Source organism: Sporosarcina jiandibaonis, assembly GCF_013184495.1.
Lineage (GTDB): Bacteria > Bacillota > Bacilli > Bacillales_A > Planococcaceae > Sporosarcina > Sporosarcina jiandibaonis.
This window is the reverse complement of the sequence record NZ_JAAOIY010000007.1, coordinates 122,485-143,778: the sequence shown is the minus strand read 5'-3', so window position 1 is coordinate 143,778 and position 21,294 is coordinate 122,485. Positions and strand designations below refer to the sequence as shown.

At 42.0% G+C, this 21,294-nt stretch carries 20 protein-coding genes and 1 riboswitch; of the genes, 1 reads left to right on the top strand and 19 read right to left on the bottom strand.

What is annotated here, in order from left to right:
* Positions 1–13: 13 nt before the first annotated feature.
* The 17 genes from sufC to G8782_RS16130 all read right to left on the bottom strand — a co-directional run bounded on the left by sufC (position 14) and on the right by G8782_RS16130 (position 18,678).
* Entirely contained in the window at positions 14–793 is a 780-nt protein-coding gene (gene sufC / locus G8782_RS16210) for a Fe-S cluster assembly ATPase SufC (protein WP_172373101.1), read from the bottom strand.
* A gap of 188 nt (positions 794–981) precedes the next feature.
* Positions 982–2,184 carry a dicarboxylate/amino acid:cation symporter gene (locus G8782_RS16205; RefSeq protein WP_172373099.1) on the bottom strand — a complete coding sequence of 401 codons (1,203 nt, stop codon included), beginning with the start codon at positions 2,182–2,184 and terminating at the stop codon, positions 982–984.
* A 190-nt stretch (positions 2,185–2,374) separates the two neighbouring features.
* On the bottom strand, positions 2,375–3,409 hold the full coding sequence (locus tag G8782_RS16200; RefSeq protein ID WP_172373097.1) for an ABC transporter ATP-binding protein: 1,035 nt from the start codon (positions 3,407–3,409) through the stop codon (positions 2,375–2,377).
* Complete coding sequence (locus G8782_RS16195) at positions 3,402–4,430, bottom strand: ABC transporter ATP-binding protein (protein ID WP_172373095.1); 1,029 nt, start codon at positions 4,428–4,430, stop codon at positions 3,402–3,404. The genes G8782_RS16200 and G8782_RS16195 overlap by 8 nt, the downstream gene beginning before the upstream one ends.
* A gap of 15 nt (positions 4,431–4,445) precedes the next feature.
* Entirely contained in the window at positions 4,446–5,369 is a 924-nt protein-coding gene (locus G8782_RS16190) for an ABC transporter permease (RefSeq protein WP_172373093.1), read from the bottom strand.
* Positions 5,369–6,304 carry an ABC transporter permease gene (locus G8782_RS16185; RefSeq protein ID WP_172373091.1) on the bottom strand — a complete coding sequence of 312 codons (936 nt, stop codon included), beginning with the start codon at positions 6,302–6,304 and terminating at the stop codon, positions 5,369–5,371. The genes G8782_RS16190 and G8782_RS16185 overlap by 1 nt, the downstream gene beginning before the upstream one ends.
* A gap of 148 nt (positions 6,305–6,452) precedes the next feature.
* A complete protein-coding gene (locus G8782_RS16180; protein WP_172373089.1) occupies positions 6,453–8,093 on the bottom strand; it encodes a peptide ABC transporter substrate-binding protein in 1,641 nt (546 codons plus the stop codon).
* 211 nt (positions 8,094–8,304) lie between these two features.
* On the bottom strand, positions 8,305–9,147 hold the full coding sequence (locus tag G8782_RS16175; RefSeq protein WP_172373087.1) for a MetQ/NlpA family ABC transporter substrate-binding protein: 843 nt from the start codon (positions 9,145–9,147) through the stop codon (positions 8,305–8,307).
* Positions 9,148–9,215: 68 nt separating this feature from the next.
* Positions 9,216–9,884, bottom strand: coding sequence for a methionine ABC transporter permease (locus G8782_RS16170; protein WP_172373085.1), 669 nt, complete (start codon positions 9,882–9,884; stop codon positions 9,216–9,218).
* Positions 9,877–10,902 carry a methionine ABC transporter ATP-binding protein gene (locus G8782_RS16165; RefSeq protein WP_172373083.1) on the bottom strand — a complete coding sequence of 342 codons (1,026 nt, stop codon included), beginning with the start codon at positions 10,900–10,902 and terminating at the stop codon, positions 9,877–9,879. Before G8782_RS16165 ends, G8782_RS16170 begins: the two co-directional genes overlap by 8 nt.
* A gap of 82 nt (positions 10,903–10,984) precedes the next feature.
* A riboswitch (SAM riboswitch) is annotated at positions 10,985–11,092 on the bottom strand.
* A gap of 56 nt (positions 11,093–11,148) precedes the next feature.
* A complete protein-coding gene (locus tag G8782_RS16160) occupies positions 11,149–11,448 on the bottom strand; it encodes a thioredoxin family protein (protein WP_172373081.1) in 300 nt (99 codons plus the stop codon).
* Between the two features lie 5 nt (positions 11,449–11,453).
* Positions 11,454–11,804, bottom strand: coding sequence for a toprim domain-containing protein (locus G8782_RS16155; protein ID WP_172373079.1), 351 nt, complete (start codon positions 11,802–11,804; stop codon positions 11,454–11,456).
* Between the two features lie 219 nt (positions 11,805–12,023).
* On the bottom strand, positions 12,024–12,404 hold the full coding sequence (gene gcvH, locus G8782_RS16150) for a glycine cleavage system protein GcvH (protein WP_172373077.1): 381 nt from the start codon (positions 12,402–12,404) through the stop codon (positions 12,024–12,026).
* Positions 12,405–12,481: 77 nt separating this feature from the next.
* Positions 12,482–12,838: an arsenate reductase family protein gene (locus G8782_RS16145; protein WP_172373182.1), complete on the bottom strand. Its 357-nt coding sequence runs from the start codon at positions 12,836–12,838 to the stop codon at positions 12,482–12,484.
* 85 nt (positions 12,839–12,923) lie between these two features.
* Positions 12,924–14,711, bottom strand: coding sequence for an acyl-CoA dehydrogenase family protein (locus G8782_RS16140; RefSeq protein ID WP_172373075.1), 1,788 nt, complete (start codon positions 14,709–14,711; stop codon positions 12,924–12,926).
* Positions 14,712–15,088: 377 nt separating this feature from the next.
* The gene (locus tag G8782_RS16135) at positions 15,089–16,264 is read right to left on the bottom strand and encodes an acetyl-CoA C-acetyltransferase (protein WP_172373073.1); all 1,176 of its coding nucleotides are present in this window, start codon (positions 16,262–16,264) and stop codon (positions 15,089–15,091) included.
* Between the two features lie 29 nt (positions 16,265–16,293).
* Positions 16,294–18,678, bottom strand: a complete 2,385-nt coding sequence (locus tag G8782_RS16130; protein ID WP_172373071.1) for a 3-hydroxyacyl-CoA dehydrogenase NAD-binding domain-containing protein — start codon at positions 18,676–18,678, stop codon at positions 16,294–16,296.
* A 255-nt stretch (positions 18,679–18,933) separates the two neighbouring features.
* On the opposite strand from G8782_RS16130, the gene G8782_RS16125 reads away from it, so the two are divergent.
* Positions 18,934–19,437 (top strand): C39 family peptidase, encoded by a 504-nt coding sequence (locus tag G8782_RS16125; RefSeq protein ID WP_172373069.1) that lies wholly within the window; start codon positions 18,934–18,936, stop codon positions 19,435–19,437.
* Positions 19,438–19,481: 44 nt separating this feature from the next.
* Here G8782_RS16125 and G8782_RS16120 read toward each other — a convergent pair whose 3' ends face one another.
* Positions 19,482–20,369: a 5'-3' exonuclease gene (locus G8782_RS16120; protein WP_172373067.1), complete on the bottom strand. Its 888-nt coding sequence runs from the start codon at positions 20,367–20,369 to the stop codon at positions 19,482–19,484.
* Between the two features lie 353 nt (positions 20,370–20,722).
* Positions 20,723–21,229 carry a hypothetical protein gene (locus G8782_RS16115; RefSeq protein WP_172373065.1) on the bottom strand — a complete coding sequence of 169 codons (507 nt, stop codon included), beginning with the start codon at positions 21,227–21,229 and terminating at the stop codon, positions 20,723–20,725.
* Positions 21,230–21,294 lie beyond the last annotated feature (65 nt).

Genomic DNA, 21,294 nt, shown 5'->3' with positions numbered 1-21,294 from the left:
ATCGTCCCCCTTTTTATGCTTCTTGCTCTACAGTTTCTGCTTCGATACCAAGTTCTTCATGTAACCAATCATAACCTTGCTCCTCAAGTTTAAGTGCAAGCTCAGCACCGCCGGATTGAACGACTTTACCTTGAATCATTACGTGAACTTTGTCTGGCGTGATGTAATCCAATAGACGTTGGTAGTGTGTGATGATTAGGCAACCAAAGTCTTCGCCGCGCAATTCATTGACACCCTTTGCAACAACTTTCAATGCATCGATATCAAGACCGGAGTCAATTTCATCAAGCACTGCAAATTTAGGTTTCAACATCATAAGCTGGAGAATTTCGTTACGCTTCTTCTCTCCGCCTGAGAATCCTTCGTTTAAATAGCGTGTTGCCATATCTTCGTCCATTTCAAGCGTTTCCATCTTCGCATCCAGCTCGCGAATGAAGCTCATTAATGGAATTTCGTCGCCTTCTTCACGCTTGGCATTTATAGATGAACGCAAGAAGTCAGCGTTCGTGACGCCATTAACTTCACTTGGATATTGCATTGCAAGGAAGATTCCGGCACGAGCACGTTCGTCAACTTCCATTTCAAGTACATCTTCACCATCAAGAGTAATTGTACCTGCAGTTACTTCATATCTAGGGTGCCCCATAATCGCTTGCGCGAGAGTTGATTTACCTGTTCCGTTTGGACCCATGATTGCATGGATTTCGTTAGTGTTGATTGTTAGATCGACACCTTTTAATATTTCTTTGCCTTCAATTTCAACATGAAGACCTTTAATTTCTAAAGTTGACATTCCAATACCTCCAATATGTTAAAGATGAACGGAAAACCATTCTCTATTTAGTATCATTCTAATCTTACCCGATTATTCATTGCCTTGCAAATCATTGAGAATTCACGGCTTTTAATAGATTAGCCCTAATTCAAGACTTCTAAGGCGTTATCATAAAACTATAAACGCTATTCTCAATTAAACACTATTCATTGAGAATCGGAAACGGGAGCTTTATCTTTCGTAAACTTGTCCACAATGACAGCAAGCGCACCATCACCAGTTACGTTTGTTGCTGTTCCAAAACTATCTTGGGCCATGTATAAAGCAATCATGAGTGCAACCATCGCTTCGCTGAAACCGAGCATTGTGCTTAATAGTCCAACTGCGGCCATTACTGCACCGCCCGGAACTCCAGGAGCAGCAATCATCGTAACGCCTAACATGAAGATGAATCCTAGAAAACTGGAAAATACAATAGGCATGTCATTCATAAGCATTACACCAATCGCGCATGACACAAGTGTAATCGTGCTCCCTGATAAATGAATTGTCGCAAAAAGCGGTATAGAAAAGTCTGTCACACGTTCGGATGCGCCTGTTTTTCGCGCTTGTCTTAATGTAACAGGAATCGTTGCCGCAGATGATTGTGTCCCAAGAGCCGTGAAATAAGCTGGCGCCATCGTTTTCATTAATCCAAATGGATTGCGGCCTGAAAGTGATCCGGCAACCGTATATTGGATGGTCAACATGAGTAAATGAAGAACTATAATCATTATAAAGACGATAGCAAATACAGAGAGTACTTTAGCAACTTCTCCGCTATACGTCATGTTTAAAAATATTCCGAAAATATGAACTGGTAAAAGCGGTATAATGACATATGAAATGACTCGTTCAATTAAATCATTGAGTTCTTCAAAGACTGCTAGCATCGATTTACTACTGATAGCTGCCATCCCGATCCCGAATAAGAATGCAATTAATAACGCTGACATGACACCCATTATCGGCGTCATTTCAAGTTCGAAAAACGTTTCTGCTGGAACTCTTGTCCCTTCTTTAACCGTCGCCTCTGCAAAGTTTCCAATAAAGTTCGGTAATAATGTTGTAGCTGAAAAAAAGGCTAGAATCCCTGCGGCAATTGTCGATATATAGGCAATGACTGTCGCGACGCCTAGAAGTTTTCCCGATCCTTTTCCAAGCTTGGCTATCCCAGGTGCGATGAAAGCAATGATAATCAATGGGACAACGAAATTGAGAAAGCCGCCAAAGATCATATTAAATGTAGCAAAAATGCGAACGAATCCTTTCGCAAAACCCTCGCCGATCATCGGAACCAGTAATCCTAACCCTACTGCCAATGCAATCGCTATGACAATTCTCCATATAAGGCCTATCTTAAACTTCAAATCTATTTCCCCCTAAAATGATAATTTTTTAACACTAATCTTAAGATACCATAACAAAAAGTGAAATGTTTATTTATTTCAAAGAAAATTCATTGGAAAAGATGTGAAACGACTCCCAAGCTAAAAACCCCCGAACTCCAAATAAATCTGGGGTTCGGGGGATGTATCTTCAGTAGAAAACTATGTAGCATCAATTAATAGGAATGCCCATAGAACTCGGGACGTTCGGTACATCGAATTGATCGCTGTATTTATCATTGTATATGTGACAAGCCACCCAATGGCCTTTCTTCTCTTCTAGCATTTTCGGCACCACTTCACTGCATATATCTTGCGCGAAGGGGCATCTCGTTCTAAAACGACAACCGCTTGGCGGATCAATCGGACTTGGAATATCTCCCTTGATAATCATTCTTTCTCGATTACGTTCCAATATTGGATCCGAGATTGGTATTGCACTTAACAAGGCTTGCGTATAAGGATGCAACGGCTCTTCAAATAAGGCATCACTCGTTGTTACTTCAGCCATGCTGCCTAAATACATCACGCCAATGCGATCGCTTATATGCTTGACCATCGATAAATCATGCGCGATAAATAAATAAGTTAATCCGCGTTCGACTTGTAGTTTTTTAAGCAAATTCACAACTTGAGCTTGTATCGATACATCTAATGCGGAAATCGGTTCATCTGCAACGATGAATTGGGGATCTACCGCTAAAGCACGCGCAATACCAATTCTTTGTCGTTGACCGCCGCTAAACTCATGCGGATACCTGTTGCCATGATCGCTGTTCAGCCCTACCGTTTCAAGTAATTCATTTACTTTGGCGGCACGTTCAGCATTGCTTTTCACCAATCCATGAATATCTATCCCCTCAGCAATGATATCCTTGACCGTCATTCTAGGATTTAGCGAGGCATACGGATCCTGGAAAATCATTTGCATGTTCCGATTAAACTTTTTCAATTCTTTTTTAGACTTTTTCGCATGTACTTTTTCACCTTGGAAATGCACCTCGCCCCCACTTGACTCATATAACCGCATGATTGTGCGTCCTGCAGTAGATTTTCCGCAACCGGATTCTCCTACTAAACCGAATGTCTCTCCTTTATAAATATCAAAAGTGATTCCATCGACTGCTTTTAAAATCTTATTTCGATCAACTTTAAAATGTTTTTTCAAGTCTTTTATTTCAAGTAATTTTTCTCGATTTTCAGACATGTTGCTTATAACCTCCTACAATAGCAGTTTCCGGTATTTCTACTTGAGGAGCACGTTCATCCAATAGCCAGCACGCGGTCTTTTGCGTATCCGATAAATGCGTGTACTCGGGCATATTATTTCTGCAAACTTTCATCGCATACGGACACCTAGTGACAAAAGGACATCCTTTAGGAGGATCCGCCAAATCCGGAGGTGAGCCCGGGATTGCCAATAATTCCTCCCCTTTGCTATCTACTTTCGGCATCGAACCTAGCAGGCCCCAAGTGTATGGATGTTTTGGATTATAGAATATCTCATCGACATTTCCTGTTTCTACAATCTTACCGCCATACATTACCGCGACTCGACTTGCTACGCTAGACACAACCCCCAGGTCATGGGTAATCAATATGATTGCCGTGCCGGTCTTTTCCTGCAAATCGCGCATGAGTTCCAAGATTTGCGCCTGAATCGTCACATCTAGTGCAGTTGTCGGTTCGTCTGCTATCAGTATTTTAGGGTTGCAAGCTAAAGCAATCGCAATCATCGCACGTTGTCTCATTCCACCAGAATATTGATGTGGATATTGATTAATCCGGGTTTCGGGGTTCGGAATTCCAACGAGTTTCAACAGTTCAACACCACGCGAGGATGCCTGTTTCTTCGACATGTTTTGATGCTTGATCAGGCTTTCAGAAATTTGCTTCCCTATCGTCATAGTTGGATTCAATGATGTCATCGGATCTTGGAATATCATGCTTATTTCTTTCCCGCGAATCTCTTGCATTTGTTTTTCCGATTTCAATGTTAAATCTTCACCGTTGAATAAAATTGTTCCTCCATCGAACTTCCCGGGTGGCATATCGATTAATCGCATAATCGAATAGGCTGTAACACTCTTCCCCGAACCGGACTCGCCAACAATCGCCAATGTTTCCTTTTCTTCTAATTCAAAAGAAACTCCGCGAACTGCCTGCACATCCGTACCATATGTTTCGAATGATACCGAAAGATCATTTACTTTTAATATTTTTTTCAATTTGTGCGTACCTCCTTATTTGCCTTCCTTCGGATCCAACGCATCTCTCAATCCATCGCCGATGACATTAAATGCGAGAATCGTCAAACAGATGAAAAATGCCGGGAAAAAGAGTTGATATGGAAAATACTCAAACCCAGATAATGCATCCGAAGACATAGTTCCCCAACTCGCACGAGGTGCAGGTACACCTAAACCTAGATAACTCAAAAATGCTTCTGTAAATATTGCAGTTGGAATCGTTAGCGTCAATGTAACAAGAATCGGACCCAACGTATTCGGGATCAAATGTCTGAATAATAATCTTGAATTACTTGCTCCCAAGGATTTGGATGCCATGACATATTCTTCGGATTTCAATTGCAGAACCTGTCCGCGTACAATCCTTGCCATACTGATCCATCCGGTTATGCTCATCGCAATGATCATCGTCCACAACCCCGGAGGCATGACAACCATCAACAAAATAACGACCAATAAATAAGGTACACCATACAAAATATCTGCTATCCGCATCATATACTCGTCTATTTTGCCGCCAAAAAAGCCGGATATTGCCCCCCAAATCACTCCAATGACTAAATCAATCAAAGAGGCCATGAGACCAATGAATAAGGATATTCGTGCACCATACCAAGTTCTTGCAAATATATCTCGACCAAGATTATCCGTTCCGAACCAATGTTCCGCCGACGGAGTCTTGTTCACATTCATTATATTAGTATCATTGTAGCTTTTACCTGAGATTGGTTCGCCGATTAAGGCCATAATTGCGAGTAATAGAATCGTAATCACTCCGAAAACAGCCAGCTTATTTTCACGGAAACGACGCCAAGCATCTTTCCAATAAGACGTACTTTCACCAACAATTTTTTCAGATTCTTCATTGTCTATGCCCAATGGTTCGAAATCTGCTTTTTCAAGTTGCAAGCGTGTCATTAACTATTAGCCCCCTTATTCGCAAGTTTTATCCGTGGATCGATCCACCCGTAAATTAGATCGACTACCAAAATGGATATGAGTAATAGGACGCTAAAAAATACAGTAGTACCCATAATAACGGTGTAGTCACGATTTGTTACGCTTTCAACAAACTCGCGACCTAAACCTGGAATACCGAATATCTTTTCAATTATGAAACTACCAGTTAATATACCAGCCACTAATGGCCCCAAGTAGGATACAACCGGTAAGATTGCATTTCGAAGTCCATGTTTATAAATCACAACACGTTCGGACAACCCTTTTGACTTTGCCGTTTTGATGTAATCTGCATTTAACACTTCCAGCATACTCGACCTCATTAACCTGGCAATAAATGCGAGCGGTGTCGTCGCAAGAGCAAATGCCGGCAAAATCGTATGAGCAAAAGACTCGAATCGAGCAATAGGCAACAAGGACAATTTCATTGAAAAAATGAATTGCAGGATAGTCGCCATGACAAAGCTCGGGACAGAAATCCCTAGTATCGCAATAACCATGACTGTATAGTCACTCGCCTTATTATGTCTAATGGCAGCAATTGTTCCAAACAACACACCGAAAGCCAATGCTATAAATATAGCTTCTAATCCAAGTAATAATGAATAAGGAAAACTTCGTTTAATAATATCCGTAACTTCTTGTCCTTCATATTTAAAAGAAGGACCAAAATCAAATTTTGCGGCGCTAATCAAATAATTGAAATACTGTTCATGTATCGGGTCATTCAATCCGTATGCTTCCTGCATTTGACGTTCAATTGCCGGAGAAGTTTTTCGTTCGGATGTAAAAGGCCCACCTGGTGCTAATTTCATTAGTCCAAATGTGATTGTTATGATAAACAATAAAGAAACGAGAATATAACCGATTCGTTTAAGTAAATATCTAGCCAAGTGAAAACACCTCCGTAATCCTTTGGATAAAGCGCACTAACCAATGATGCACGCCTTTTCGCGATGATTCCTTCTTTATGAACGAAAAATAGGGGTGAAAACATATCACCCCTATGAAACCTATAACTATCTTGAGCAGTATTGCTATTTATTCTTCTGCAATATAGCCCCATTTGTATTGAACTAGACCTAGTGGCGATACTTCAATATTTTTAACTTTATCCTTATTTGTCCAAACGTTCGTATAGAAGTAAATTGGCGCTAGCGGCAATTCTTCCATAAAGATATCTTCTGCTTTACGTAGGAGATCTTCACGCGCTGCAACGTCTGTTTCAGCTCTTGATTCTTTCAACAAACCTTGGTATTCAGCATTCTCCCAGTTTGTATAGTTGTTTCCGCCAACTGATTCAAAAATCTCCAAGAAGTTGATAGCATCGTTAAAGTCGGCTAGCCAACCCATACGACCAACTTGGAAGTCGCCCGCGCCCATGGAGTCTAGATAGACGCCCCACTCTTCGTTATGAAGCTCAACATCAACTTCCAGGCCTTTTTTCCACATATCCTGAACTGCTTGTGCAATGGCAGCGTGCGCTTCACTTGTGTTATAAGATAGTTTAATTGTTGGCATCTCGCTCAAACCTAATTCTTCTAACCCTTTTTCCATCAATTTCTTCGCTTCTTCAAGATCATTATCTTTAAAGTAGCCCTCTGCATTTTCTTCGAAAATCGAAGGTGGAACCAATGCCATCGCCGGTGCTTGCTCAGCTTGTGTAATATTGTCTACAATCCCTTGGCGGTTGATCGCCATTGCGAATGCTTTACGAATATTAACGTTGTTAAATGGTTCTGCTTCTGTGTTAAATGCGTAATAATAAACGCCCGCAAGCGGAGATATGTTTAAAACATCATCCTTTTTGTATGATGGGATTGCTGCCAACGGAATCGAGTCTGTTGGAGAACCTAGCCAATCCAATTCACCTTTGTCATACATTTGTTTTGCTGTATTTTCTTCCTCAATCATAACCATCTTGATTGTTTCTAACTTAACTGTATCCGCATCCCAATAATCAGGATTTTTCTTCAGAACAATCTCATCTTTATGTTTCCAAGACTCCATTAGGAATGGACCATTTGTTACATAATTTTCGGATTGGTCCTGCGCCCAATTCGGATTTGCTTCCACTACACTCGCATTGACGGGAAAGAACGTATAAAACGCAGTCAATTCAAGGAAATAAGCTGTTGCCTGTTCCAACTCGACAACCAATGTTTGATCATCCTCAGCTTTTACTGCCACATCGTCCAAAGAGCCGCCCTTTTCTTTCGCAGCTTCAGCGCCTTTGATCATATACAATTGATAAGCATAGTCTGTGTCCACGTTAGCTGGATCAAGTACCCATTTCCAAGCATATTCAAAGTCTTTTGCTGTAACAGGGTCTCCGTTAGACCATTTTGCACCTTCCCGGATTTTAAACGTGTATGTTAAGCCGTCATCAGACACTTCGTAACTTTCTGCCATGGCTTCTTCTACTTTACCTTCCTGATTTACACGCATTAAACCTTCAAACGTCTGGTTTAATACCGCCCCTGATGTCGTATCTGTTGCTAACGCTGGATTTAGTGAAGGCGGTTCTGATCTGATATTCACATTTAACGTTTGATCCGCAGCTAACTTATCTGTCCCTTTATCATTGTCCTTCTTTTCCCCAGTTTTCTCCTCACCACAAGCTGCTAAAATCATACTCATAGTAAATACCAAAACTAATAGTACTAACCAATTTTTCTTCATACTTCAATCCCCCTCAGGCTTTTAGTTAATTCAATATGTCGAAAATACTTACAACACATCTTGTAGATAAGTATACTATTAATGATTGAATATTCCTACCCCGAATTAATAAATAGTATAGAAGAATATGAATAATACTATTTTTAAATAATTAATACAAAAAGAAAAACGCTACCTGGCTTTACCGGTAGCGTTTCGTTTCTATATTTTATTATTTTACTGGAACGACTGAACCTTCCCATTCTTCTAGGATAAAGTCCTGAATTTCTTCCGATTTCAGCGCTTCGATTAACGCTTTTATTTCTGCTTTATCTTCATCACCTTTGCGAACAGCAATAACATTCACGTACGGTGAATCCGAATCTTCGAGCGCAATTGAATCTTTAAGCGGATTCAGGCCTGCATCGATTGCATAGTTTGAGTTAATCAACACTGCATCGCCTTCATCATTGTTGTAAAGTTGTGGCAATAAAGCAGCTTCATAGTCTGCTTCGAACTTGATATTTTTTGGATTGTCGACTATATCTTTTACTTCGGCAGTCGTTTTCTCAACGTCCGCATCTAACTTGATAAGCCCTTGTGATTCAAGCATTGCAAGTACACGTCCATGATCGGCAATAGAATTACTCATCAAGATTGTTGCCCCGTCTGGAAGTTCCTTAAGAGATTTGTATTTTTTTGAATAAACGCCGATTGGTTCAATATGGATTCCACCCGCATTCACGAAATCATAGCCATGATCGCTCATTTGCGATTCCAGATACGGTATATGTTGGAAGTAGTTTGCGTCAATTTCACCAGAGTCCAGGTCCGTGTTCGGCAAGATGTAATCTGTGTATTGTTCAATGACAAGATCGATGCCTTCTTCTTTCAACAACGGTTTCACTTTTTCCAAAATAATTGCATGCGGTATATTCGAAGCACCAATAACTAATTCTTTTTGGTCATTGCCGCCACTACTTGCATTGTTTTTGTCACCATCATTTTTCGTTCCGCAAGCTACCAATGCTAGTACTAGTGCTGCCAATAAAATTGCTGATAAAACTTTTTTCATTGGTTAATCTCCTCTTTTCTATGATGTATATATATTTGACAGGCAAAGCCCGGTATTCCTTACAATAATTATCTTTTATCCAGCTTTCTAACAGCGAAATCTCCGATAAATTGGATGATGAACACGACGATTAAAATTAGAATCGTTGCCATTAGCGTAACATCTTCACGGCTTCGTTGGAAACCATCCAAGAAGGCTAGCGTTCCCAGTCCTCCAGCCCCGATAACTCCCGCCATCGCCGTATATCCGACCAGCGCGATTGCCGTAACCGTAATTCCAGAGAGAAGGGCGGGCATTGACTCTGGTAATAATACTTTAAAGATGATCGTAGATGTTTTTGCGCCCATCGATTTTGCAGCTTCAATGACGCCTCTATCGATTTCCTGCAAGGCAATTAAGACCATTCGACCGTAAAATGGTGCCGCACCTATAATTAATGCGGGTAAAGCTGCCTCAGGTCCGCGTATCGTGCCAAGAAGCAATTTTGTAAACGGAATAAGAAGAATAATTAATATGATAAACGGGATTGACCGGAAAATATTGACGAATGCCCCTGCAATCGTAGAAATCAGCTTATTTGACCATAATTGACCTGGTCCAGAAAGGAATAACAACACGCCTAACGCCAATCCAATGACAAACGTGAACACTGTCGACATTGCAGTCATATAGAGCGTCTCTACAGTCGCCTCCCACATCTTAGCCCAGTCAACATTCGGAAATAGGTTTTCAATCATTGCCGATCACCTCCGTCCGAACATCTTGTTCGTTAAGATAATGGATAGCTTCTTGAATAATCGATTCTTCTCCGACTAATTGAAGAATGAGCGTGCCGTATGCACCGTCATGCGTTTGAGCTATATTCCCTTGAACAATATTTACGTCAATCGTAAACTGTCGAATCATGCTAGTAATCACCGGCTGTCCAGTTCGTTCACCTACAAAAACAAGTTTAATAAGTGTTCCTGATGGAAACTCTTTCTTGATATGTTCCATGGCTTGTTTTGCTTCCGCGGGTTCTGTCACTTGCGACAAGAAACGTTTCGTGATCGGCTCTTGTGGAGATTGGAACACCTCAAGGACATTGCCCATTTCGACCACTTTGCCTTCTTCCATAACTGCAACCCGGTGGCAAATTTTCCGGATGACTTGCATTTCATGTGTAATAAGTACAATTGTCAGACCAAGCCGCTCATTGATATCTGTTAAAAGATTGAGTATTGAATCTGTCGTTTCTGGATCTAGTGCAGAGGTGGCTTCATCACAAAGTAAAACTTCGGGATCATTCGCTAAGGCGCGAGCGATACCGACCCGCTGCTTTTGTCCGCCTGATAATTCAGATGGATAGGCATTTTCTCGACCCTTTAAGCCAACAAGCTCAATTAGCTCAGCGACTTTTCGTTCTCGTTCCACTTTAGAAATATTTGCGATTTCAAGCGGAAAAGCAATATTGTCTTTAACGGTCCTTGACCATAGCAAATTAAAGTGTTGGAAAATCATACTTACTTTTTGTCGTGCTTCCCGTAATTTTTTTCCTCTAGTTGAAGATATCTCCAACCCGCCGATTGTGATTGTTCCCGACGTCGGCATTTCTAGCCCATTCAAGAGTCGAATCAGCGTACTCTTTCCAGCGCCACTATATCCGATAACACCGAAGATTTCCCCTTCGGCAATTGTAAAGGAGACTCCGTCTACGGCAACGATACTGCTTGAGCCTTCGCCGAAGACCTTGTTAACATCTTTTAAATGAATCATTTTTCTCCACCTCTATAAATAATAAAAAGCCTTGCTGCTAGATGCAGAAAGGCTCGACGTTTGAAATAAGCGTTTGTCCAATCTCTCATCTTCCAAAGTGGATCGCACTTTGTGTGATTTGGCACCAGTTCACAAAGGTGATGGTTGCCGGGCTTCATAGGGCACTTCCCTCCGCCGCTCTTTATAAGAGTGATTTAATTTTATTTTTACTATAGTAATAAATTTATCACAAACGACTAAGAGATGTCAACTTATTTTCACTAGAAGATCAGGCACTGACTTGAATGCATAAATCTTTTCCTGCAGTACGCCCTTTTTGGCAATGAGGAGGCATGGCACACTTTCAATTTGATAGTCGATTGCCAAATCCTCAATGTAATTCAAATCGGCCATCCCGATTGGCATGTCGGGCTTCATGACAGAAATTACATTCATCATTTTTGAAGCGACTGCACAAGTGCCGCACATCGGCGTGTACAAATAAAATACCGCTGTGTCCATTTCGCTGCTCTTTCTTTCCCATTCTTCCCTTGTCCATGTTTCCATTGTATCTACCTTCTTACTATCAAAAATTCAGGGCGGACTTCAAAATGTGCTGCCTGAAGAACTGCCGCCAATACGTTATAGGGTGTTGTTTCTACTTCTTTATATACCTTTTCTGTGTAAAGATGAATTGCCAGTGGATACTCTCTTTTGAAAAGGGCTCGGGTTTTTTCACCGTCTTCATCTGCATCCATGAAGACATATATCTCATGTTCTTCGTAAGGAGTTAGTAATTCTTCTAAATGGTACGGACTTATCGTTCCATGCGTGCATATTATTTCGATTGGTTCAGCAAGTACCCGGCGAACTCTAATACGATCCGACTTACCTTCTACAATGAGCACTTTTTCAAATTTCATAGTGACCAGCTCCTTGACTAATTTCATCTTTAGACAGACAAAAGTGCAAGGCGCCCGTCTAGCCCCGACAGGCATAAGCAATCCAACGACGTGGCGTCCTTTGCCTAAGAAGAATGCAGTTCAATTCTTCCTTGTTGGATTGCTTATGACCCGAGGGGCTGGCGCCTGGAACTAGACGTGAAAAAACGCCGAATAACGCTCGGCGTCCCATGTCGATGTTTACTCGATGGTCATTTTATCATATTCTTCAGCTGACATTAGTGAATCCAGTTCGGTAATATCCGATGGTTCTACTACAATCATCCACGCTTGTTCGTAAGGAGATTCGTTCACATACTCAGGACTATCTTCTAGCTCTTCGTTCACTTCAACTACTTTTCCGCTAATTGGCGCATATAACTCGGAAACTGTTTTAACTGATTCAACGCTACCGAAAGGCTCGTCCGCTGTCACTTCATCCCCAACTTCAGGCAATTCAACAAAAACAATATCGCCTAGTTCAGATTGCGCGAAGTATGTGATTCCAATACGGAACTTTCCGTCTTCGTCTTTTACCCACTCATGTTCTTCTGAATACTTAAATTCCTTTGGTGTGTTCATAATCATAGCCTCCAAAATAGTTATTCTTTCAATCTAATAGTGCCATAAGCTAGCTGTAAATACAAGGTGAGCAATCATTATTTCCAGACTTTTTCAAACTCTTCATCCTTGAATCCGACAGTTGTTTTTCCATCTCCATGGACAATCGGTCTTTTGATCAACATGCCGTTTGAAGATAGTAGTTTTATTTTCTCATCTTCAGACATTGTCGGTAATTTCTCTTTCAAATTAAGCTCTCGATATACTTTTCCGCTCGTATTGAAAAACTTTTTAATGTCCAAATCAGATGCGGCGATGATTTTACGAAGTTCATCTTCGCTTGGCGGGTTTTCTGCAATGTTCACTTCTTCAAAGTCAACTTCTTTTGACTCCAGCGATTTCTTCGCCTTTCTGCATGTGCTGCATTTAGGGTATCCGTAATAGGTCAGCTTCATAACAATAAACATCTCCTTCGTTTACCCCATTGTAGCAAAAATTCACCCAGATACCAAAAAGGCATCTGGGCAACTGCTAAATAAATTAAACGATATATCTTTCAGCATCAATCAGTTTTTCGGAAACTTCGCGTTTTTTCGCGATAATATTGTAAGGAGTCGAACGGGTTAATTTGCGAAGGGCAGAGAGCATCATGCGCTGGTTATCGCCTTCGACTGCCGCCAACAATATTTCTTTAGCGTCTTTTTCGATTTCTGCAAAAGCTTCCTGACAGAATATCTCCGTGTAAAGGATTTTCTGTTTTTCTTTTTCTTCTCCATTACGGGCAAGTGCTTTTTCCGTACGAAGAAGCGCCGATTCCATGCCAAATACATTGCTTGCAATATCCGCGATGTTGACGAGAATCTCTTGTTCCTGTTCAAGTTTAGTACCGAAGCGCTGCGCTGCAAGGCCAGCAACTAACAGTCCGATCTTTTTCGCGTTTTTCACGAGCACCTTCTCTTGTGCAAGGGCTTCGTCGCCGATTTCTTCAGGCATCATCATAAGAAGTTCCTCTTGAAGTCCCTGTGCTTTTTCAAGTAGCGGCAATTCGCCTTTCATTGCTTTCCTCATGAAAGTTCCCGGCACGAGCAAGCGATTGATTTCATTGGTTCCTTCAAAAATCCGGTTGATACGCGAATCGCGGTAGATGCGTTCGACTTCGTATTCCGCCATGAAACCATATCCACCGTGTAGTTGAACCGCTTCGTCAGCGACATAGTCTAGTAATTCAGAACCGACAATTTTGTTAATGGAACATTCAATTGCGTACTCTGCAATCGATGCCGCAATCGCTTTTCCGTCTTTACGCTCTTCGGCAGTCATGGCGCTATTTCGCTCTTCAAAATATCCAATTGTCCGATAGACCAAGCTTTCAGCTGCATAAGTGCGCGCGGCCATCGTTGCGAGTTTTTCTTTAGTTAAATTAAATGAAGAGATTGGCGTTTTGAACTGTTTACGTCCATTGGCATACTGAATCGCCAATTGAAGCGTTCGTTTTGAACCGCCGACTGTTCCAACTCCAAGTTTGTAACGGCCGATGTTCAAGATGTTAAACGCAATCACGTGACCGCGCCCGACTTCACCCAACAAGTTTTCAACAGGCACTTCGGCATCTTGAAGAATTAATGTACGCGTAGAAGACGATTTGATCCCCATTTTCTTTTCTTCTGCACCCACAGATACACCCGGGAAGTCTTTTTCAACGATAAATGTTGAGAATTTATCGCCATCAATTTTCGCATAGACAACGAAAACATCTGCGAATCCAGCGTTCGTGATCCACTGTTTTTCACCATTTAAAATATAATGCGTTCCAGCCTCATTAAGTTTCGCATTTGCGCTAGCACCCAATGCATCCGAACCTGAGCCTGGTTCAGTTAATGCGTAAGCCGATATTTTATCTCCCGTAACCGAGTTTGGCAGATACTTTTCCTTTTGTTCTTCAGTTCCAAATAATACGATCGGCAATGTACCGATGCCGACATGAGCACCGTGGGTAATTGAAAAGCCGCCCGCACGGGACATTTTCTCAGATATTAACGCGGATGAAATGGCGTCTAAACCAAGTCCGCCGTATTCTTCTGGAACATCTGCCCCCAGCAGACCCAAATCACTTGCTTTTTTCAATAAACGTACGGAGTGCTCGAATTCATGGTTTTCTAAATTATCGATGACAGGGACAACTTCATTCAATACATAGTCTTCGGTTGTTTTCGCGATCATTTTCTGTTCTTCGGTAAAATCCTCAGGTGTGAAGACACGATCTGCTTCGATGTCTTCGATGAGAAAAGCGCCGCCTTTGATTAAATTAGCCGTTGTTGATTCAGTCATTGTTTGTTCCTCCTTTTAATTAAAACAAATATAGTTACTATCTTTGAACATAATTTAGTGCTCCAAGGAAAGAGCGATTTCCTCTTTCGCACTGCGTTCGCTTTCCTGCGGGCGAGCGCGAAAGTGCGGAAAGATATAGTTCAATCTTTCCCTGCCGCTTCCCTCGCTGCGCTCAGTCCAGGGTCTCGGCTAAGGAAAGAGCGCACTTCTCTTTCGCACTTTGTTCGCTTTTCCCGCGGGAGTCTCACGACTGCGCACTAAATCGGTGAGTGGTGATATATAAAGAAGCATCTTTATACTTTTCCAGCGACCTTCGAGGTACCTTCGCTAGATTTAGGTTCATATTCATATATTTATCAAACTAGATCTAGTGCTTTTTATAAGAGTTCAAATACGCCAGCCGCACCCATTCCGCCGCCGATGCACATTGTCACGACTCCGAATTGCTTATTTTGACGTTTTAATTCATCCAACATGCGTATAGTTAATATCGATCCTGTCGCACCGAGTGGATGACCGAGCGCGATGGCTCCGCCGTTGACGTTCACTTTATCCATATCGAGACCTAGATGACGGATAACTTGAAGCGATTGTGATGCGAACGCTTCGTTTAGTTCCCATAAATCGATGTCTTCGATTGATAGTCCGGCAATTTCAAGCGCTTTCGGAACCGCTACAATTGGGCCGATCCCCATCACTTCTGGTGGAACGCCGCCGACTGCGAATGAACGGAACTTAGCGATCGGCTTTAATCCTTCCGCTTCTGCCACTTCGCGGTCCATGATCAAAACTGCACCTGCGCCGTCTGAAGTTTGCGATGAGTTCCCCGCAGTTACTGAGCCGGTAACAGAAAACGCTGGACGTAAGCGCGCGAGCACTTCTGTCGTTGTACCGTGACGAACGCCTTCATCCATTTCAAACATGAATTTCTTTTCCGCTGGTTTTCCGCTGTCATCAACATATCGCTGAGTTACTTCTACTGGAACAATCCCATCATTAAACTTGCCTTCAGCAATCGCGGCTGCCGCTCTTTCATGAGAACGTACGGCAAATGCATCTTGATCTTCGCGGCTTACGCCGTACTTTGTAGCGACTTGCTCGGCGGTATGGCCCATTCCCATATAATATTGGGGTGCTGTTTCCGCCAACCGTACATTCGGGCGAACGACATTCCCCATCATCGGAACCATGCTCATCGATTCCGCGCCGCCTGCGAGAATCGCTTTTGACGACCCGAGCATAATTCGTTCCGCACCGTATGCGATTGTTTGCAAGCCTGAAGAACAAAATCGGTTTATGGTAATCGCCGGCGTTGTATCCGGAAGTCCTGCAAGCGCCCCGATATTGCGCGCCATATTCATTCCTTGTTCTGCTTCAGGCATCGCGCAGCCAATGATTAAATCGTCGATTGGTCCGTCGTAACCGCCTGCGCGTTTTAATGTTTCTTTTACTGCAATCGCTCCGAGATCATCCGGACGAACGGTTGCAAGAGAACCTCTTTTCGCTCTTCCGACCGGCGTTCGTGCACCGGCTACAATTACTGCTTCACGCATTATTTCTTCCTCCTCTATGTTTGGTGCCATTAATTGCGAAGTGGTTTTCCTTTAATCAGCATATGTTGCATGCGCTGTTGCGATTTTGGTTCAGCTACAAGGCTTAAGAATGCTTCACGTTCAAGGTCGAGCAAATATTGCTCATCGACAAGCGTTCCAAATGGCACTTTGCCGCCTGCTAGAACGAATGCTAATTTCTTCGCGATTTTCAAGTCATGCTCGCTAATATACCCTGACAAGAACATCGCTTCTGCGCCGAGTAGTAATGTCGCGTAACCGGAATCGCCTGTTACCGGGATTTTCTCGCGTTTAGGTGCCTGATAGCCATTTTCATATAATGAAAGAGCGACTTGTTTCGCATCGTATAATTGATGGTCTGCGTTAACGCTAATTCCATCTGCGAAGCCCAGGAAATTATTGTCGCGCGCTTCATCGGCAGAAGTTGAAACTTTCGCCATCGCAATCGTTTCAAACACTTTGTTTGCGATGTTTTGATAGTCGACTTTTACGCCGTTCGGCAAACCTTTTAAGTGTTTAGTATACAAACCGACGTTACCGCCGCCTCCAGGAATCAGACCGACACCCGGTTCGACTAGGCCCATATAAGTTTCAGTCGTCGATTGAATATGTGCCGCTGGGAGACAAACCTCAGCGCCGCCTCCAAGCGTCATCCCGAACGGAGCTGCGACAACCGGCTTCGTCGAATATTTGATTTTCATCATCGCATTTTGAAACGTTCGAACGACGAAATCCAATTCAAAAATATTGTCATCCTGCGCTTCCATCAAGATTAGGCCGAGGTTCGCGCCGACACAGAAATTTTTTCCTTGGTTGCCGATCACAAGCCCTTTATAATTCTTTTCCACTTCATCGATTGCGAAATTGATCATTTGCAAAATATCCAACCCGATCGCATTCGATTGCGAATGAAATTCTAGTAAAGCGATGCCATCACCAAGGTCTATTAAACTAGCACCTGTATTTTTCTTAATGACTCCGTGCTTTTTCTTATAGCGTTTTAAGTCAATCACTTTTTCATTAACAGGAACCGGCTTATAGCCTTCTCCGTCGAAGAAATACAGTTCTCCGTCTTCTTCTTTATAGAAAGATTTATAGTTTTGATCTAGCAAACGTTGTACGAAAGCAGGTACCTCTGCACCTTCTTCTTTCATTTTTTCAACAGATTTACTAACCCCGATCGCATCCCATATTTCAAACGGTCCTTGCTGCCAACCGAAGCCCCATTTCATCGCGTTATCGATCGCTACGATATCGTCCGCTATTTCACCATGTAGTTCAGCGGAGTAGCGAAGCGTCGGCGCCATGATGTTCCATAGGATTTCACCAGTCCGGTCTTTTGCGTAGACAAGTGTTTTCACTCGATTCGCGAGCCCTTTTTGTTGCTTCGCCATTTCGATTGAAGGCGTTTTCATTCTTTTCGCTTTGCTGTATTCGAAGGTTTTTGGATCGAGTTCCAGGATTTCTCTATCTTTCTTAACATAGAATCCTTGTTTCGTTTTCGCACCGAGCCATCCGTTTTCAATCATTTTCTTCATGAAAGCCGGCAACTCGAATACTTTTTGTTCTTCGCCTTCTGTTTGGTCGTAGACATTTTTGGCGACATGCATAAATGTGTCCAGACCGACAACGTCTAATGTACGGAATGTCGCTGATTTCGGACGGCCTATTAAAGTGCCGGTTACAGAGTCGACTTCTCCGATTGAAAATCCGCGTTTCTCCATTTCTCGAAGGGTAACCAGTAACCCGTAAGTTCCAATTCGGTTCGCAATAAAGTTCGGCGTATCTTTGGCAATGACAACGCCTTTACCTAATGTGTTTTCGCCAAATCTGACCATGAAATCTACCACTTCCGGAGCTGTCGTGCTTGCCGGAATCACTTCAAGTAGTTTCAAATAACGCGGCGGATTAAAGAAATGCGTTCCTAGGAAATGTTTCTGGAAATCCTCTGAACGCCCCTCCTTCATCGCTTCAATGCTAATGCCCGATGTATTTGAAGAAATGATCGTGCCGGGCTTACGCACGGCATCCACTTTTTCGTATAACTCTTTTTTAATTTCTAGATTCTCGACAATCACTTCGACGATCCAGTCAACATCTTTCAATTTTTCAAGATCATCTTCTAAGTTTCCTGCTTCGATAAGCGATAAGTTGCTTTTTGTAGTTAACGGAGCTGGTTTTTGTTTGAGTAGTTTTTGCAATGCGCTGTTTGCAATTTTATTTCGGACTTGGCTATCTTCAAGAGTAAGCCCCTTCGCTTTCTCTTCGTCTGTCAATTCTTTTGGGACGATATCCAATAAAAGTACAGGAATACCGATGTTTGCGAGATGGGCTGCAATTCCAGAACCCATCACACCTGAACCTAAAACTGCTGCTTTTTTAATTTGATAAGCCACGTGCAATGCCTCCCTTTATTTTCTTGAATGAACACTCATTCATTATTTGGGCAAAAAAAATAGAAACGACTTCTATAACTTTTATTATAGAGCATTAGTTAATTTTTCGCAATATTTTATTCTGTACATATTCATAGAATAGAGAGAAACTTTGAATTTGATGGGGTTCGAAGGATTCAATTTATTATCCAGAATCGAAATTGGATTGTACACTGAATATAACTAATTAGGACTGTAAAGAAAGGGCGTTTCGATATGAAAACGGTACTCGATGTAATTGGCAAATCACAATTTGAACAAGATATTGATAAACGTTTTCGTCCATCTGCATGTGGACCGGTGACCGCTCATGTGATTCTAGGGTATCATTTTCCTCATAATATGCATGCAGTAAATGAACTGTACCGATTGCTGGGCAGTACAAAAATCGGATTATTTACTTGGCGTTTCATCCGCAATATGAAGAAGCTTCTTGGAAATGAGTGGACTGTTGAAAAATGTACAATTGATGAGGTCATTCATGAAATTGATAATGGCCGTCCTGTAGCCGCCAAGTTTGATAAATGGTTTACATTCAGATGGCGCGGCAAATTTGCTTTCGATTATCATTGGGTTCCTGTTGTTGGATATGAGAAAAGTGGTGATGACCTATTTCTCATCGTGCATGATAATGGCGGTAGAAATCGGGCTAGTCAATTACGAAAGATATCTTATGAGAAAAATAAGTCCATTTTGACGTTTATACAAATTAAAAAGTAGCCACTATTCATTCCAAAAGTGAATAGTAGCTACTAATTATATCTTCATGAAAATAATGAATCCGCATGTCGCATGATCATTGTATAGCCTTCTTTTTCAAATAGGCTTCTCTTTTCTACATCATATACTGGAAGTGTTAGGTCTTCGATTTCGTCTGATACTTTTAAGTCGCAATGAATTTCAGCGAGCTTTCTGGATAAGTGAAGCATCTCCATGCCTTCTTCGATTCGTTTTCTTCGTGCTGGAGTTAATTCGTCTAGAGCATCTAGAACGCCTTCAATGGAGCCATATTGTTTAATTAACGCCAATGCTGTTTTTGGTCCAATTCCTTTGACGCCCGGGTATCCGTCAGCTGCGTCACCGGTGAATGCTTTTTTATCGATGTATTGAAACGGCGTTATGCCGTATTCTTCGATGAACCGTTCGTCTGTGTAGATGTCGTATTCGCTATATCCTCTTTTTATTAGGGCTACTTTAACGCCGGGACGCAATAATTGCAGGAGATCTCTGTCACCAGAAACAATTGTTATGTCGGCTTTGCCGTCCCAATTGGTCACCATAGAGCCAATTAAATCGTCGGCCTCCATACCGGGTTCGCCGTAACTTTTCCATCCGATTAGTTCTGAAACGCTTCGAGCCATATCGAACTGCGGAACAAGTTCTTCGGGCGGCGCCGGTCGATTCGCTTTATAACCGTCGTACAAGTCATTTCGGAATGTGTGCGAGCCCATATCCCAACAAACTGCCATATGGGTCGGGTTGAATAGGGACATTGCCGTCATTGAATGGCGTGCGAATCCCTGGACGCCATTTGTTGGAATGCCCTCCGCATTCGGAAAAAAATGCCCCATTGCGGATGTCGCAAAAAAGGAGCGGAATAATAAGGCCATGCCGTCAACGATTAAAATATGTGGTTTTTCTTCTGTAGTCAATTGTCATTCCTCCAGTAATCGAAAGTGTTCGGTTCGACTGTGATCAATACTATAATAGTAGACTACTAAACGCGGAATCGGTAATAATACGCCCCATTACACGAGAATGCTACTTAAACAATCCATTATTCATATGTTCGTTTTTAATTTAGCCCGTTGATTTCCGTTCCAGGCGGACGCGTTCCACGGGCATCACCTCAGTCTCCTCATCGCTTCGCTCTTGCGGGGCCTTCGGTTGATAAAGAAAGAGTGAACTTTCTCTTTCCGTCTTTGCCCTCTATTCCCGCTGGAGTCGCCGCCCTCCACTACAATCAACTAATCTCACTATATGATGGAAGTTATTAAGTGTCCTTCTATAACTGTGGAATCATGAATAGTATTGCTAGAAGAACGAGCACTGTAATATGTGCAGAAGTGATAATTGTCCTTTTGTTTGTTTCCACTATCCCATATCTAAGCATGATAGACAATACGAACAAATAGATTAAAACTAAAAAGTAAATAATTGATAAATCTAAAACCCAGTGCATTTTTGGGGTTATCTGCGAAAGTATGGTGACACCTAGGATTATGAATACGATGAATGAAATGAATAGGATTACCCCGATGATAGCCGGCATGATTCTCCATATCTTATGTACAAATAGCGGCCTGCCCTTTTTCTCTTGTAATAGTAATAAGGATGAAAATCCCCATACAATTAATATCACTGTGAAGAATATAACAAGAATGCTCGGCTCAATAAAAGAGTTTACGAATGAAAAGAATGCACTGATTTTCTCTTCAAATAGATTCGTTAAAATAATGACGAATGAAAATCCTAAAATAGTTAGTAGTTTATAAAGCGTCCATTTTGACATATTACTTTCCCTCCAAATATAGATACGAGCGAGGATCGATTTGGATTCAAAAAAGGAACTGAAAC

What these genes read in the sequence shown, in the direction of transcription:
- sufC (WP_172373101.1), bottom strand. Translation starts at nt 793, where the DNA reads ATGTCAACTTTAGAAATTAAAGGTCTTCATGTTGAAATTGAAGGCAAA.
- G8782_RS16200 (WP_172373097.1), bottom strand. Translation starts at nt 3,409, where the DNA reads ATGTCTGAAAATCGAGAAAAATTACTTGAAATAAAAGACTTGAAAAAA.
- G8782_RS16190 (WP_172373093.1), bottom strand. Translation starts at nt 5,369, where the DNA reads ATGACACGCTTGCAACTTGAAAAAGCAGATTTCGAACCATTGGGCATA.
- G8782_RS16180 (WP_172373089.1), bottom strand. Translation starts at nt 8,093, where the DNA reads ATGAAGAAAAATTGGTTAGTACTATTAGTTTTGGTATTTACTATGAGT.
- G8782_RS16175 (WP_172373087.1), bottom strand. Translation starts at nt 9,147, where the DNA reads ATGAAAAAAGTTTTATCAGCAATTTTATTGGCAGCACTAGTACTAGCA.
- G8782_RS16170 (WP_172373085.1), bottom strand. Translation starts at nt 9,884, where the DNA reads ATGATTGAAAACCTATTTCCGAATGTTGACTGGGCTAAGATGTGGGAG.
- G8782_RS16165 (WP_172373083.1), bottom strand. Translation starts at nt 10,902, where the DNA reads ATGATTCATTTAAAAGATGTTAACAAGGTCTTCGGCGAAGGCTCAAGC.
- G8782_RS16160 (WP_172373081.1), bottom strand. Translation starts at nt 11,448, where the DNA reads ATGGAAACATGGACAAGGGAAGAATGGGAAAGAAAGAGCAGCGAAATG.
- G8782_RS16155 (WP_172373079.1), bottom strand. Translation starts at nt 11,804, where the DNA reads ATGAAATTTGAAAAAGTGCTCATTGTAGAAGGTAAGTCGGATCGTATT.
- gcvH (WP_172373077.1), bottom strand. Translation starts at nt 12,404, where the DNA reads ATGAACACACCAAAGGAATTTAAGTATTCAGAAGAACATGAGTGGGTA.
- G8782_RS16145 (WP_172373182.1), bottom strand. Translation starts at nt 12,838, where the DNA reads ATGAAGCTGACCTATTACGGATACCCTAAATGCAGCACATGCAGAAAG.
- G8782_RS16140 (WP_172373075.1), bottom strand. Translation starts at nt 14,711, where the DNA reads ATGACTGAATCAACAACGGCTAATTTAATCAAAGGCGGCGCTTTTCTC.
- G8782_RS16135 (WP_172373073.1), bottom strand. Translation starts at nt 16,264, where the DNA reads ATGCGTGAAGCAGTAATTGTAGCCGGTGCACGAACGCCGGTCGGAAGA.
- G8782_RS16125 (WP_172373069.1), top strand. Translation starts at nt 18,934, where the DNA reads ATGAAAACGGTACTCGATGTAATTGGCAAATCACAATTTGAACAAGAT.
- G8782_RS16115 (WP_172373065.1), bottom strand. Translation starts at nt 21,229, where the DNA reads ATGTCAAAATGGACGCTTTATAAACTACTAACTATTTTAGGATTTTCA.